Annotated in this window: 11 protein-coding genes and 1 riboswitch; of the genes, 3 read left to right on the top strand and 8 right to left on the bottom strand. The window is 43.1% G+C overall.

Annotated elements, in window-relative coordinates; all coding sequences use genetic code 11:
* Positions 1 to 138: 138 nt before the first annotated feature.
* The 3 genes from ABWT76_RS30325 to ABWT76_RS30315 form a co-directional block, all read right to left on the bottom strand.
* Positions 139 to 3,048 carry an S-layer family protein gene (locus ABWT76_RS30325; RefSeq protein ID WP_354635419.1) on the bottom strand — a complete coding sequence of 970 codons (2,910 nt, stop codon included), beginning with the start codon at positions 3,046 to 3,048 and terminating at the stop codon, positions 139 to 141.
* A gap of 214 nt (positions 3,049 to 3,262) precedes the next feature.
* Positions 3,263 to 3,574 carry a cupin domain-containing protein gene (locus ABWT76_RS30320; protein ID WP_054467054.1) on the bottom strand — a complete coding sequence of 104 codons (312 nt, stop codon included), beginning with the start codon at positions 3,572 to 3,574 and terminating at the stop codon, positions 3,263 to 3,265.
* A gap of 11 nt (positions 3,575 to 3,585) precedes the next feature.
* Positions 3,586 to 4,377, bottom strand: a complete 792-nt coding sequence (locus tag ABWT76_RS30315) for a methyltransferase domain-containing protein (RefSeq protein ID WP_354635418.1) — start codon at positions 4,375 to 4,377, stop codon at positions 3,586 to 3,588.
* A 325-nt stretch (positions 4,378 to 4,702) separates the two neighbouring features.
* Here ABWT76_RS30315 and ABWT76_RS30310 point away from each other — a divergent pair, with 325 nt between their 5' ends.
* Complete coding sequence (locus tag ABWT76_RS30310) at positions 4,703 to 5,404, top strand: Crp/Fnr family transcriptional regulator (RefSeq protein ID WP_054467055.1); 702 nt, start codon at positions 4,703 to 4,705, stop codon at positions 5,402 to 5,404.
* A 298-nt stretch (positions 5,405 to 5,702) separates the two neighbouring features.
* Here ABWT76_RS30310 and ABWT76_RS30305 read toward each other — a convergent pair whose 3' ends face one another.
* The 4 genes from ABWT76_RS30305 to ntrB all read right to left on the bottom strand — a co-directional run bounded on the left by ABWT76_RS30305 (position 5,703) and on the right by ntrB (position 9,575).
* Positions 5,703 to 6,308 carry an exopolysaccharide biosynthesis protein gene (locus tag ABWT76_RS30305; protein WP_054467056.1) on the bottom strand — a complete coding sequence of 202 codons (606 nt, stop codon included), beginning with the start codon at positions 6,306 to 6,308 and terminating at the stop codon, positions 5,703 to 5,705.
* Between the two features lie 164 nt (positions 6,309 to 6,472).
* Positions 6,473 to 7,300: an ABC transporter ATP-binding protein gene (locus ABWT76_RS30300; RefSeq protein ID WP_054467057.1), complete on the bottom strand. Its 828-nt coding sequence runs from the start codon at positions 7,298 to 7,300 to the stop codon at positions 6,473 to 6,475.
* 58 nt (positions 7,301 to 7,358) lie between these two features.
* Positions 7,359 to 8,753 carry a CmpA/NrtA family ABC transporter substrate-binding protein gene (locus ABWT76_RS30295; RefSeq protein ID WP_354635417.1) on the bottom strand — a complete coding sequence of 465 codons (1,395 nt, stop codon included), beginning with the start codon at positions 8,751 to 8,753 and terminating at the stop codon, positions 7,359 to 7,361.
* Between the two features lie 15 nt (positions 8,754 to 8,768).
* Complete coding sequence (gene ntrB, locus ABWT76_RS30290) at positions 8,769 to 9,575, bottom strand: nitrate ABC transporter permease (RefSeq protein ID WP_054467059.1); 807 nt, start codon at positions 9,573 to 9,575, stop codon at positions 8,769 to 8,771.
* A 344-nt stretch (positions 9,576 to 9,919) separates the two neighbouring features.
* Positions 9,920 to 10,059: riboswitch (cyclic di-AMP (ydaO/yuaA leader) on the bottom strand.
* A 335-nt stretch (positions 10,060 to 10,394) separates the two neighbouring features.
* Here ntrB and ABWT76_RS30285 point away from each other — a divergent pair.
* Positions 10,395 to 10,688 carry a DUF433 domain-containing protein gene (locus tag ABWT76_RS30285; RefSeq protein ID WP_054467060.1) on the top strand — a complete coding sequence of 98 codons (294 nt, stop codon included), beginning with the start codon at positions 10,395 to 10,397 and terminating at the stop codon, positions 10,686 to 10,688.
* A 325-nt stretch (positions 10,689 to 11,013) separates the two neighbouring features.
* Here the strand turns inward: ABWT76_RS30285 and argC are convergent, their stop codons facing one another.
* On the bottom strand, positions 11,014 to 12,072 hold the full coding sequence (gene argC / locus ABWT76_RS30280; RefSeq protein WP_190878095.1) for an N-acetyl-gamma-glutamyl-phosphate reductase: 1,059 nt from the start codon (positions 12,070 to 12,072) through the stop codon (positions 11,014 to 11,016).
* A 269-nt stretch (positions 12,073 to 12,341) separates the two neighbouring features.
* Here argC and ribBA point away from each other — a divergent pair, with 269 nt between their 5' ends.
* Positions 12,342 to 14,033, top strand: coding sequence for a bifunctional 3,4-dihydroxy-2-butanone-4-phosphate synthase/GTP cyclohydrolase II (gene ribBA, locus ABWT76_RS30275; RefSeq protein ID WP_054467082.1), 1,692 nt, complete (start codon positions 12,342 to 12,344; stop codon positions 14,031 to 14,033).
* Positions 14,034 to 14,146 lie beyond the last annotated feature (113 nt).

The following is a 14,146-nucleotide window of genomic DNA, read 5'->3' as shown; positions in this document are numbered from 1 at the left end:
CAACGGGCAAAAAGATTCTTTTGTTAGTAAATCTAAACTTTACGGCAGAGCGATCACCGAACTTACGCTGATCGATGGGATGTCACGGTATCCTGATAGGATGCTTTATTGCCCCTGGGCTCAAAGTTATTTATTGACCTAGGGATGAAAATTTTGGCCACATTCAACTAGATTATTTCTGATGGGATTTGGGGGATCGCCAATTAATTCTACCGTGCCATTAGCAGTAATGACCCACCCGGTTGCTTCGGTGATTTCATCAGGGCGATTCTCGTTGCGCGTCCCCTGTGCGGAATCGCTCCTGGGAAAGGCCGTGAATTTTGCGGAAGAAGGGGAAAAACTTGCCGGTTCATTATCTCCGACTAAAGAAATATCTCGCCAATCCTGCCAGACAGTGGTGCTGCGGATGACTGAAGTGGGATCTGGTGGTAAACCCCCCCGTCCGGTGACAATAAAAGAATTGCCTTGGTTAGCCGCGCATCCGGTGACAATTCTTTTGGTAGGATCGGTGACATTTTCGGGTAATTTAATCAGCCCGTAAGTCGGATCTACATCAGGATTATTAATTGTCACCGTTCCCGAAAGTCCAAATTCAGAACTAGCGGTAATATCACTTTCTGGTGTCAGTTGTTCTCGCAACTGAATGCCAAACATTCCCTGAGTATCGAGGATAATATTTCCCCCTGCCCCCCGTTGGGCATTGGCGGTAATATCGCTATTTTCTAAAGCCACTAAAGTCTGGGTATCGATTGTCATATTGCCGCCATTTCCTAGGTTGCCAGCGGTGGTACTAATTAAACTTTCACGCCGTTGAAAAATTTCCTGAGTTTGTAACTGAATATTGCCCCCTTCCCCAGAGGCAGTGTTAGCAATAATCACCCCTTGAAGATCCAAAAAAATCGAATTAGCAGCGATCGCTAAATTTCCCGCATTTCCTGTTCCTTGATTATCCACCGTCACCGCAGCGCCATTCTCAACCCGCAATCGTCCCGTGGCGATCGTTAAATCCCCGGCATCCCCAGAAGCAGCACTCACACTACTGCTGATCAAAGCACTGGGAAACTGACCATTGCGATTAAAAAAATAGTCAACACCATCGGCACTAACTGGAACACCACCACTTAGTGTGATAGATTCAGTGGCATTCACGATTAAACGACCGCCATTTCCTCGGTCAACCGTACCCGCTGTAATTTGCCCTCCATCGCGCAGAACCAATCGCTGAGTATTCACAATCAAATTACCCGCATCTCCTGCCCCTGCCGTATCCACAAATAACACAGAGGGAAAGCGAAATTCATCGGGAGTCGTGCCAATTATTTCCACCGATTCAGATGCATTCACCGTCAAAGTTCCCCCTGGGGCAGGACTAAATGTGCCAGCCCCAATTTGTGCTCCATTTCTCACAATTAATCGTCCGGTATTAACGGTGACATTACCACTGCTTCCCGCATCCACATCTTTTAACGATGCTTCGGTTCCAGCAAAAGAAGGGCTACTGTTAGCAAATACTCCTGGAAATACAAAAAAAGAAGTGGTTGCTCTCCCCGCAACTTCAATTAATTCAGAAGCATTTAAACTAATATTTCCAGCGTCACCAATGCCGCGAGTATTGCTTGAAATCATAGCGCCATTCGAGGAAAGCGTAACTGTATTTACGGTAATATTTCCAGCGTTGCCTTCGCCAAAATCACGCCCCCTGGTGTAGGATGCAATTGCTGAATCATTTAGTTGCAAGAATTGGGCAGCATTTACTACAATATTGCCGCCGTTACCCATACCTTCGGTCATCGTAGTGACAGTCGCCCCATTTTCCATCCGTAAACGTTGAGTAGAAATGGTTAAATTTCCCGCATTTCCATTACCAAAAGTCAGGGCAAATAAACCACTACTGATATCCGAAGGCTGAGAAACTCGATCTTTGACATCGACTCGTTCTAAAAATTCCACTGGGGCGGCACCACGGAGTTGAATTGATTCAGTGGCATTTACGGTTAAATTTCCGGCATTTCCATCGGCAAAAGTCGAGGAAGAAATTAAAGCACCCACTTGTAACTCTAGCAAATTTGCTTCAATGGTAATGCCCTGACCGGGATTATTTCCCAGGGTATCTGCGGTTATGCGAGTATTATTTTCTAAGCTGACATTTCTGCCAATGATTTGAATGCTACCGCCGCCATTACCACTGGCATCTACCGCAGCTAATTTTGACAAGGTAATATGATTTTTAACTGATAATAAATCGTGATTTAAAAATGATGCATTAATCAGATAATTTTCCTGGTTTGCGGTGATAACACTATTTTCTAGAGATAATAAAAAAATGTTTCCTTCCGGTGCAGTTAAATAACCGCCATCCAGGGAAATATTTCCGCCAATTAAGCCTAATTTTTTGCCTGGTTGTACTTGCAATCCCACCAGTTTTCCTGTATCATCGGTAAATCGGGATTGGTTGATAATTTCTCCCGGATTCGATCCCATTTGTAACCCAATTGGTGTATTAATCGTCAAGCTTGGGGCTTGGTTTGGTCTCTTGGCGCTGAAAATATTACCATCATTAAATAAAAGGCTATCGGCGGTGGTAGCAAAAAAAGAACCTCCAATATTTAAGCGGGCATTAAGACCAAAAATGATGCCATTGGGGTTGATAATTAATAAGTTGGCTGTGCCATTCGATCTTAAGATGCCATCAATATTAGAAATTTGACCACCAGTGATGCGAGTGATGATGTCAGAAATATTGACAGCGTTGTTAAAAAATGCCTCGGTATTTGTGGGGATAGAAAATTCTTGGAAACTGTGAAAGAGGCGATCGCCCACCGTCGTTCCCCCTTCAATGTTCAAAGTATTTCCCTGGGGGATAACCACGGAATTATTCGACAGGGTTGCATCCGGGATAATTTGCGATCGCGCTTCAGGAATTAATGAGGGAAACAGTAACAGCGTCAGGGAAAACACTGGAATCAGTCCAATAATTTCTCTCAGATATAAAAAAGATAAAAAATGATGCCAAAAATATTGAATCCCTGGAGTTTGAACAGTACGCATAAGCCAATATAAAATTCAGGATTAACCGGAGCATATCTCAGATTATATCAATTTTATCTGACTTTGCTCCTAAATCCGCCAAATTTGATACTAAGCCTCAAAAATTATTGCTACAAACACGCAATTTGGGCGCAACCATTGCGCCCATAAAGCATTTTTGATTTCAAACGGTATTATTTGGAAGCGTAGGGTGGGTTTTGTCCCACCCTAAGATTTATCTCAGCAAAAGCAGCAACATCACCACCGGGGTTTTGGCCAAAATACTGTGAGGCAACTGTGCATTCAGATGAATCCAAGCCCCTGCTTCCGCTTCTAAAATATCCTCTCCCAGAGTAATTTTTGCTGACCCTTTAACCATTGACAGAATTGCGGGTACTGAGGCGGTATGTTCGGAAAGTTCTTGACCCGTATCAAAACCAAAAATTACCGCTTTTACCCGCTCGTCTTGATACAGAACTCGCGTGAGAATTCCCGCTTTGGGAATTTCCATTTCTTTGGCTAAATCAGCAATATATTGATAGTTCATTGTTACATCTCCTAGGATTTTACACCCACTAACATGATTCCTTTGAGGTAGTCTTGATATTTGTGGAAAATTTGCCGCATTGACAAAACTCGCTGAATGGCTGTGGGATGATTGATTAAATTCCACCCAAAACGAATTGCTCCCGCAATGCCTTCATCTTCAATAACTCTTTGGGGTTCCAGTAATTGCATGGGAACCGTAGCATGAGTCTGAGTCGTAAACCCTTGAGAGGCTAACAAAGCTTGCCATTCCGTCGCGGTTAAAGGCCAGGTTCCGTGATGAATATCTTGAGCGATCGCCCGTCTAATTTCTTCTCTTTTACCCACCTCCAAATGATCGATTTCAATACACAATTCGTGAATCCCATATCGCCCTCCAGTTTCGAGTAACCGGGCGGCTTCGGAAACAATTTTCTGTTTTTGTTGGGGGGATTGCATTGATAACATTGCTTCCCCATAAACTACCGTTGCTGAACCCGTTGCTAACCCGGTATTTTCTGCACTAGCAACCACACATTTTTGGCGATCGCCTGTCAAATAGCCTCGAACTTTTTGGGCGGCGGTTTCATCCCGTTCAATCGCCGTATAAAATGCCGGTTGATGTTGCAAAGTTAACTGGGCTGTAAACCCTAAACCGGGGGCAAACTCCACCACGCGATCGTCCGATTGGATATTTAAACTATCCAACATTTTTTCAGTCAATTTGCGTCCCCCTGGACGCAAAACCCGTTTGCCCATCTTAGCCAAAACCCAATGACCGGGCATCTTGTCTAACTGGTCACTCGATAATTTTGAAGCACTCATCGTCAAAATTTTCTCCAATAAAAAACAATAAAAAGCAAACATCAACTATCCGTTGCTGATATCTATCCGTTGCCGATATCTATCCGTTGCCGATATCTATCCGTTGCCGATATCTATCCGCTGCCGATATCTATCCGTTGCCTATATCTATCCGTTGCCTATATCTAGCTTATGACTCACCACAGCTAAGATCCTTGACTTAAGTCAAAAAATTGATCATTGTTGACCGTTGACAGGATGCGTTATTGGTTATTTGAGGATAAAATAACCAATTTTAAGGATAAAATAACTAAGAACCAACAACAAATAACAAATAATCAAAGTTATGATTCAAGATTTTTTAGCCCAAACCCAGTTTTTTCAGGGACTATCCCCAGAAAATATCCAGGCTTTAGCCCAAATTGCGATCGCGCAAACTTATCAAAAAAATGAAGTAATATTTTGGCAAGGAGATGAAGGGCGAGGTTTTTTTCTCGTTGTTGTCGGACGAGTCAAAGTTTTTAAACTGTCTCCAGAGGGGAAAGAACAGATTTTACATATATTTGGGGTGGGGGAACAATTTGCCGAAGTTCCGGCATTTGATGGCCAATGTTTTCCCGCTTCTGCCGCAGCGATCGAACCCACCGAACTTTTATTTTTTCCCCGTGCTGCTCTTATCTCGCTGCTGGAAAAATATCCCAGTTTAGGGATGCAAATGTTAGGAATTTTGGCTCGCAAATTACGGCATTTTACCAAGATAATTGAAAACCTTTCTTTTAAAGAAGTTCCGGGGCGACTTGCCTCATATTTGCTCTATTTGAATAATTTACAACGAGATAATCCCGCATTAAATATTCTGCAAAATCAAGTAAAATTAGATATTACCAAAGGCCAGTTAGCGGCGTTACTGGCGACGATTCCAGAGACACTTTCGCGAGTATTTGCTAAGTTGAGTCAAGAAAGACTGATAGAAATCGACGGCGCGGTCATTACTTTATTAAATCTCCCTGAATTAAAGCGTTTATCTGGAGATTTAGATTCCGATTAAATTGGAATTTTTGCTAGGGTGGTTTAGGCGCGATCGCAATTTCTGGTCAATAGAATAAAAAAGTAGCATAAAAAAATAGCGCCCTAAACCATCATTATTTTTTTGTTTGGGAAAACAGCGATCGCCTACCATGATTTCACTAAACCAGCCATCAATGTTAATCAATCAATTACACAAGAATTTTTTATGAAACAAAAGTGCTAAATTGCCAAATACCCCCCTTAAAAATAATGATGCACTAGACCTCTGGCAAAATTACCAAAATCAGAGTGGCGTTTTTTAGGGGGTTAGGGGGGAGCTATTTAAAAATATTAGGTAACAAATTCGGCGCTAACCAAAAAGCATATCCCAGAAACCCAAAAAATAGGGTATTAAATACCGTTGAGGCATACCCTAAACACATTAATAAACCATCGGATTCCAAAGTTGCTACGGCCAAGAATAAAATCCCGATCGCCGGTATAGAATTAGTCAAAGGAATTGGTAACATTAAGAAAAATGCCATCCAAGCAATACAGAATCCATTCACTCTCCAGATATATGGATTTTTAGCAATTTTTAACATACGAGGACGCACAATTTTTTCTAACCAAGCCGTAACTCGTTTGAGATTTTGCAACAAATAAAGACTAAAAGCACTAGGAAATACGAATCTGGTGACTTTTTTAGGCAGCCAGGGAGAATGTAAACCTAATGTCATTTGGATTGCTAAGAAAAAACAGGCTAAACCCAAGGGAGTAGATAATCCAGGAGGCATGGGAAACAAGAAAGGCAAAACCAATAAACCAATACTCAAACTAAATCCATGTTCAGCGGTTTCTCCCATAATTTCTCCAATGGTTAAAGGGTGCTCTGACAATCGATTGAGCAACGACTCAATATCTTGAGAAAATTTTATGTGCATTGGTTAATTCGTTAAATTTTAGATATCAAAAACCATTCAGAATCATCAAGAGCAAATTTCAGGCATAGCGGGCGAGATAATTTGACCAATATCTCTTTGTCTCTTGGCGAGAGAAATATACCCGTTAAAAATAAAATATATTTCTCATCACCTATGAGCGGATTTTACTGATACATTTCCAGAAAATCTAAAGCCTGATTGCGTAATTCATAATATTCCGAGGTTTCCCGGATTTCATGGGCGTGCCTGGGGCGTGGTAAAGGAATATCCAGCACTTTACCAATAGTAGCATTAGGGCCATTACTCATCATCACCACCCGGTCAGACATAAAAATCGCCTCATCTACATCATGGGTAATCATCATTACCGCTTGACGATGATTTTCCCAAATCTCAATCACCTGTTGTTGTAATTTAGGCCGAGTTAAGGCATCTAAAGCCCCAAAAGGTTCATCTAATAATAATAATTTAGGGCGGGTGGCTAAAGCCCGGGCAACTCCTACCCTTTGTTTCATTCCCCCGGAAAGTTCATGGGGATATTTATCCGCCGCCGCCGTCAGATTTACCATTTCAATATGTTCATTGACAATGCTAATTTTTTCCGCTTTGCTGCTAGTTTTGAAAACCTCATCTACGGCTAATCTAATATTTTCTCTGACCGTTAACCAAGGCAGTAAGGCATAACCTTGAAACACCATCATTCTTTCGGCACCGGGCTTCCGAATCATTTTCCCTTCAAGGGTGACAAGTCCTGATGTGGGTTTTTCTAAACCAGCCACAATCCTGACTAATGTTGATTTTCCACAGCCAGAGTGACCAATGACCGAGACATATTCTTTGTTACCAACGGTTAAATTAATGCCATTTAACACCACAAATTCACTGCCATCTGCTTTTTTAAAGCTTTTAACTACATTTGAAATCACGAGAAAATCTTGGGCGTTGGCGTTGGGGGAGTTGTTAATTAGTTGATTTTCTGATGGTGATACCATGTCGGAATTCCTCTTGATTAAAGATTGCTTAATTTTTGATTAAATATTGTCGATCGCATTAAGCCAACCCGTAAATTTGGGGGCGGTTGGCACGAATTTCAAAGCTGTTAATATATTGGGTGGGCTGACTGGGATCAAAGGGTTTGCCATCAATAAATGCTTCTCCTGAAACAGTTTTATAGTTGTCTGAGGGACATTGAATTCCCATTTCGTTGGCGATCGCTCGATATAAGTCCGTTTGCCAAGCTTGTTTGGCAATTTCTTCAGCATTTTTGGGAAATTCGGGAATTTGTCCCCAGCGGTGGGCTTGAGTCATTAACCACAAACTATCGGATTGCCACAGAAAGGTAGAATGATCGTTTTTAATGGCGGAAACTTCGGTCGGTAAATCAAAAAAGAGGGTGGTTTCTGGGCTATTTTTGATGCGGGTTTGCCGATCAAAACCGCCGTAATTATAACTACCCACAATTCCCGGTTCAGTATATTTAATGTTTGCTCCGGTAAAGGAACGCTGAGAAATAATTTGTGCCACTTCTTGTTTGTTTTCTGGTTTACTGCAATATTGACAGGCTTCAATCATGGCTTTAACTAAGGAGCGGTAAGTTTTGGGATTATCTTGAATAAAAGATTCTCTGACTGCTAAAAGGCGATCGGGATGTCCGCGCCAAATTTCCCGCCCTTGGGCAAAGGTAAAACCGACATTTTCGTTACCTGTAATGGCTCTGGTATTCCAAGGTTCAGCTACCATATAGGCTTGCATTGCACCCATGCGAATATTGCTCACCATTTGCGGTGGGGGAGTAATAATTAAACGTAATTCATCAATCGGATTTAATCCCACAGCAGCGATGAGATAGCGCACAAAATATTCATAAATGGCTGAACTTTGTACCACTGCCCAGACTCGCTGATCGAGGGGTGATTTTTGCCAATAGTTGCGTAAATCTTGACCAAATGCATCTAAATTGCCGTTATAGCTATACCAGGGTCTAATTCCTGAGTCCCACAGTTGACGATTCATAGTGAGGCCATTGCCATGACGGTGAATTGTCATGGCGGCACAGAGGGGAAAATGACGTGCTCCTTCTGCACCCAATCTGGCATTAGTCACGGCACCAGAAACAACGGGGGAAGCATCTAAACGCCCAAAAATAATCCCATCTCTGGAGTTGCCCCAACTCGCTTCTCGGCTGAGGGTGACGTTTAAACCATATTTACGAAAGAAACCTTTTTGGTATGCGATCGCAAACGGGGCGCAATCATTAACCGGCACAAAACCAACGGTTAAATTAGGTTTTTCTAGGGTTTCTGGTTTAATAATTGGTTCTACAGCCAGGGCTTCTTCGGGAATATTTTGCTGAGTTTTCTTTTGACTACAGCTATTAAGAGCGATCGCCCCCGCTGTTCCCATTATTCCTTGGATAAATAACCGGCGATTGTAATAGTTTCTCATCAGTTTTTCCTCCGGTTAACTCCGTGCGGGACGATGGGTAATCATAATTTGTAATTTAGCCAGGGCATAATCCAGAATTAAGCCCGTGATCCCAATTACAAAGACGGCTAAAAACACGGAACTCACATTAAGACGATTCCATTCATCCCAGACAAAGAAACCAATCCCAATGCCCCCGGTGAGCATTTCTACGGCCACAATCACTAACCAAGCAATGCCTAAACTAATGCGTAACCCGGTGAAAATATAGGGTAAACTCGCTGGCAGCATCACGCTGACTAATTGTTTCCACCGAGGCATTTCTAACACTTCGGCGACTTCTAAATATTCTTTCGGAACGTTTTTTACCCCTTCAGCGGTATTGATAATGGTTGACCAGAGAGAGGTAATAAAAATCACAAAAATTGCTGAAGGTTCAGCGGCATTAAATATAGCTAGGGCGATCGGCAACCAAACCAGGGGCGAAACGGGTTTAAAGACTTGAATAATCGGGTTCAGAATTTGCCATGCAGTATGAGACATTCCAATTAAAAACCCAACGGGAATGGCTACGATCGCACCCAGCAGAAACCCGATACAAACTCGCCGTAAACTCGCTAAGAGTAGCCATCCTAAACCTAAATCACCGGGGCCTCGACGATAAAAAGGATTGAGAATAAAGTCCAAATTTTTTGCCAATGCTTCCGGGGGTGTGGGCATCATTTCCTGTCTGAATAAGGCAATAAGCCACCATAAAGCAATCACCCCCACAAAACCCACAATGGGTAATAAAAAATTGGAGTTATTGAAAAAATCCAGAAAAATGTTCTTCTTTGACTTCATAACCGCTCTCATTGTTGATGTTTTATTCAATTTATTAAATAAATAAAGCATTCCCAATTCAAAACAGTGAAGACCCAATGCCCCACTGAATCAAATCCAAACTAAATCAGGATTTTGCCCGATTTTTATCCAGGCAAAATTGAGAATTTTTTCATCCGAAAAAAACTCAAGCTTTTTTTTGGCTTAAGTTTGCATAAATTGTTGCCGCTCGGAAAATTAATTTCCAAGGGACGATAATTGATCAATGAAGTTAAACCTCAAAATCAAATAAAGGTAATCGAATGTAGAGAGTTGTCAAATTGGGAATACCTAAATGAAATTGAGACATGAAAAATGCTCATTCTTTAGTCTCCTCTCAATGCCTACGAGGTTAGCTGACGGGCTAGGACTGAGAGATGTCCCTCTTTACCTTTCCAGTAAAGATAAGCCCCTAATTTGGTTCCCCCGTTTCTGTGCCATCAAGTTGATTGAGTAATTACTCTGGCTTGATTTACCCAGAATTAGGCTGACTCACTCTAAAAATAGAGTATATCATACTCCTTGGATTTTTGGTATAGAGGGGAGGAAGATTTCTCAGGAAAAGACTTTTCTAGTTGTTAGGGCGATCGTAGTAAGGCATTTTTTAGCGGCGCTGCTTCGCGAGTGCGATCGCCCATTAATCGTCTAATTCTGAGAGAATAAAATTCAGGTGGGAAAGCATAGAAACCAGATTAACTAGGGAATTGTTCGCAAACTAGGCAATGTCAATATAGATTCTTCCTCAGAATATCCCTCACTGCTAGACTAAAGAAAAAATCAGTAAATAGATAAATTTGTCCTATGCCAACTCAAACCCTCTCACGGTATGTTAATCGCAACTCTGAGATTCTAGGCGGAGAACCAATTATCATAGGTACTCGGACATCGGTTCGCGCTATTGTTGGTCTATGGCGGATGGGTATTATGCCAGAAGAGATTCTTAACCATTTACCTCATCTGACTTTGGCGCAAGTTTTTGATGCTTTGAGTTTTTATCTAGATAATCAAGCAGAGATTAATGAGTACATTGATAAAAATCGAGTTCCTGATGAATTAGTACATCCTTCTGTAGCATCCGTTTTGAGAAATATGTAGGGTGGGCAAAATGCAAGCCCACCCTACTATTGTTTACTATTATTTAGAAAGATTACAGCGCAAATCTGCCGCGAGTAAACCACAAATATCTAGGGGCGAACCACGACCGCAGACAAATTATTGCTGAAAATATTGTAAGGGAGAAGCATTCCGGCAGTGTACGGGCGTGATCTTTCCGGCAGATAATTTATTGCTTAGAATATTGTAGGGGCGAATGGCCATTCGCCCCTACTGCCGGAAAGATCACGCCCCTACCGGAAAGATCACGCCCCTACCGGAAAGATCACGCCCTACCGTAGTTCAGTAAGAAAGAAAACCGCTGTAATTAAGGATAAAAGCCCAATTTCGGCAAACCGAGGGTTTCATCCCAACCCATCATCAGGTTCAAACATTGCACCGCTTGACCCGCTTGCCCCTTAATTAAGTTATCGATCGCCGACATAACGATCACACGGTCGGTACGCTGATCCACTTCGATGCCGATATAGCACATATTGCTACTGCAAGCCCATTTAGTTTGGGGATAAATCCCATTAGGCAGAATCGTCACCCAGGGACAATTCCGGTAAAACGCCTTATAAATCGTCGCCAAATCTTCCCGCACCAATCCTGGATCCCGCAAAGTAGCGTAAACCGTGGCCAAGATACCCCGCACCATTGGCATCAGGTGAGGGGTAAACTGGACTAACACCTCATGTCCGGCCAAATCACTGCAAATTTGCTCAATTTCTGGGGTGTGGCGGTGCCGAGTCACCCCATAAGCGGCGATGGAACTATCCGCTTCCGCTAGTAACATATTAGTTTTCGCCTGTCTACCACCCCCCGAAGTGCCGGACTTGGCATCGATCACCGCCGTTTCTGGGATAATCATCCCCTGTTTGAGTAGCGGGGCTAAAGCCAGTAAGCTGGCGGTAGGATAACAACCGGGACAACCGACTAACTTGGCGTCTTTAATGCGATCGCGATACAGTTCCGGTAAACCATAGACCGCCGTTGCTGCCACATCTCCATCGGTGCGATCGCCCCCATACCAAGCCTTGTAAGTTTCTAAGTTACTAAATCGGTAATCAGCCGACAAATCCAACACCTTGCAGCCTCTTTGAATCAGGGTGGGCGTCATCTCACAAGCCAAACCATTGGGCAACGAAAGAAACACCACATCACATTGAGCCGCGATCGCCTCTGGATCCACTGGAGCAATCACCAAATCTGTCGCATGACTCAAATGGGGATAAATATCGGAAAATGGCTTCCCGGCACTACTATCTCCCCCCAAATAAACCACCTTCACCCCTGGGTGATCCATCAGCAGTCGCACCAACTGCACGCCACCATACCCAGATGCTCCGACAATTCCCACCGACACTGGCTTAGAATCACCCATATCACTTCTCCTAATCAAGACCTATCGAGATTTCTGGTATTTTTGCTCAAATCTTGCCGAGCAAAGCCCAATGCTGCATTGTAGTATCAAAATTCTGATTTAGCGGTAGTAGAATTACCGATTTTATGAGCAATCTAAACATCTGGAAATCTTGACAACCCATAAAAACCGCTCTTTCCGGTTTCTGAGAGCGAGGGAATCGCCCTAAACTCGGTACAATTTAAACATCAGTGCCAAAAAAATTATTGTTTACTTGCTTTACTTTCATCGTGGAATCGTCTGAAAACGCTTCAAAACAAAACTTTGTCTTTGACTCTGTAGAATCTGCCCTCGCAGAGATCAAAGCGGGACGCCTCGTGGTTGTGGTCGATGATGAAGGCCGAGAAAATGAAGGGGATCTCATTGGTGCCGCTCAGTTTACCACCCCAGACACCATCAACTTTATGGCGGTACATGGTCGTGGTCTAATCTGTTTAGCCACAACGGGCGATCGCCTGGATCAACTTGACCTACCCTTAATGGTCACAAACAACACCGAAAGCAATCAAACTGCCTTCACCGTCAGTATTGATGGCTCTCCCAGCTTAGGCGTCACCACCGGCATCTCCGCTGAAGACCGTGCTCGCACCATCCAAGCGGTGATTAATCCCAACACCAAACCCTCTGACTTACGTCGTCCCGGTCATATCTTTCCCCTGCGAGCTAGGGAAGGCGGCGTCTTAAAACGGGCAGGTCATACGGAAGCAGCCGTGGATCTGGCTCGCATGGCTGGATTATACCCAGCAGGAGTCATCTGCGAAATTCAAAATCCTGACGGCTCAATGGCTCGGTTGCCAGAACTCATCGAATATAGCAAAACCCACAAGCTAAAAATTATCAGCATTGCTGATTTAATTAGCTATCGACTCAAACACGAAAGGTTTATCGTCCGGGAAACCGTCGCCGCTTTGCCCACCGAATTTGGTCAATTCCAAATCTATGGCTACCGTAACATCTTAGACAACTCCGAGCACGTCGCCATTGTCAAAGGCGACCTCGCTGATTTTCACAACCAACCTGTCATGGTGCGAGTGCATTCGGAATGTTTAACCGGGGATGCCTTGGGTTCTCTGCGTTGTGACTGTCGGATGCAGTTACAAGCTGCCCTGAAAATGATTGAAAATGCCGGTCAAGGGGTGGTGCTATATTTGCGCCAAGAAGGGCGCGGCATTGGTTTAATCAATAAACTCAAGGCGTACTCCCTTCAAGATACGGGTTTAGATACCGTAGAAGCCAATGAACGCTTAGGATTTCCGGCGGATCTGCGTAACTATGGCGTCGGCGCCCAAATGCTCAATGATTTGGGCATTTCTCAAATTAAATTGATTACCAACAATCCCCGCAAAATTGCTGGCTTGAAAGGCTATGGTTTGGAAATTGTTGATCGCGTCCCCTTATTAATTGAATCCAACCCATATAACTGTCTCTATCTCGCCACCAAAGCGGAAAAACTGGGTCATATGCTCTTGCAGACCTATTTAGTCACCGTTGCCTTGCATTGGCCTAGTTATTCTCTAACCTTAGAACAACGGTATCAATACCTGGAAAAATTACGTTCTTTAGCGGAAGAAGAACATTTATTAATCCAAGAGGAGAAACGACCTGTCACCGTAGCAGTGTTTGGTCGCCCTGAATTTACCGTTCACTTTGGTTTCGATCAACCCAAACTAGCGGCACCGGATTGGTATAAACACCCAGAACATCCTTATATCAAAGCCATCTCGGAAATTCTCGATGCTTTGACCACTTGGCCTCGTCTGGATCGCCTGGAATTTCTCATTTCTTCCGGGGTCGATCCCCTGACAAATTTGGGGGTGGATCTCAACCGTCAAACCTTCCCCCTGAGTAAATTACCCTCTTCCTTATGCCAAAACCTGGCATTGCAAACAATTTATAGCTTTTCTGTGGGTAATAAGCCGTAATTTGTTATTTGTTATTTGTTATTTAAATAAAAAAATCACAAATAACAAATAACAAATAATTTTCGTTAAGAAAACATCAGAATCTCTGTGTGCTGCACGTGATTATTGAATAT

The organism is Planktothricoides raciborskii GIHE-MW2, assembly GCF_040564635.1.
Classification (GTDB): Bacteria; Cyanobacteriota; Cyanobacteriia; order Cyanobacteriales; family Laspinemataceae; genus Planktothricoides; species Planktothricoides raciborskii.
The sequence above is the reverse complement of the archived record's forward strand: the minus strand, read 5'-3'. Positions and strand labels throughout refer to the sequence as shown.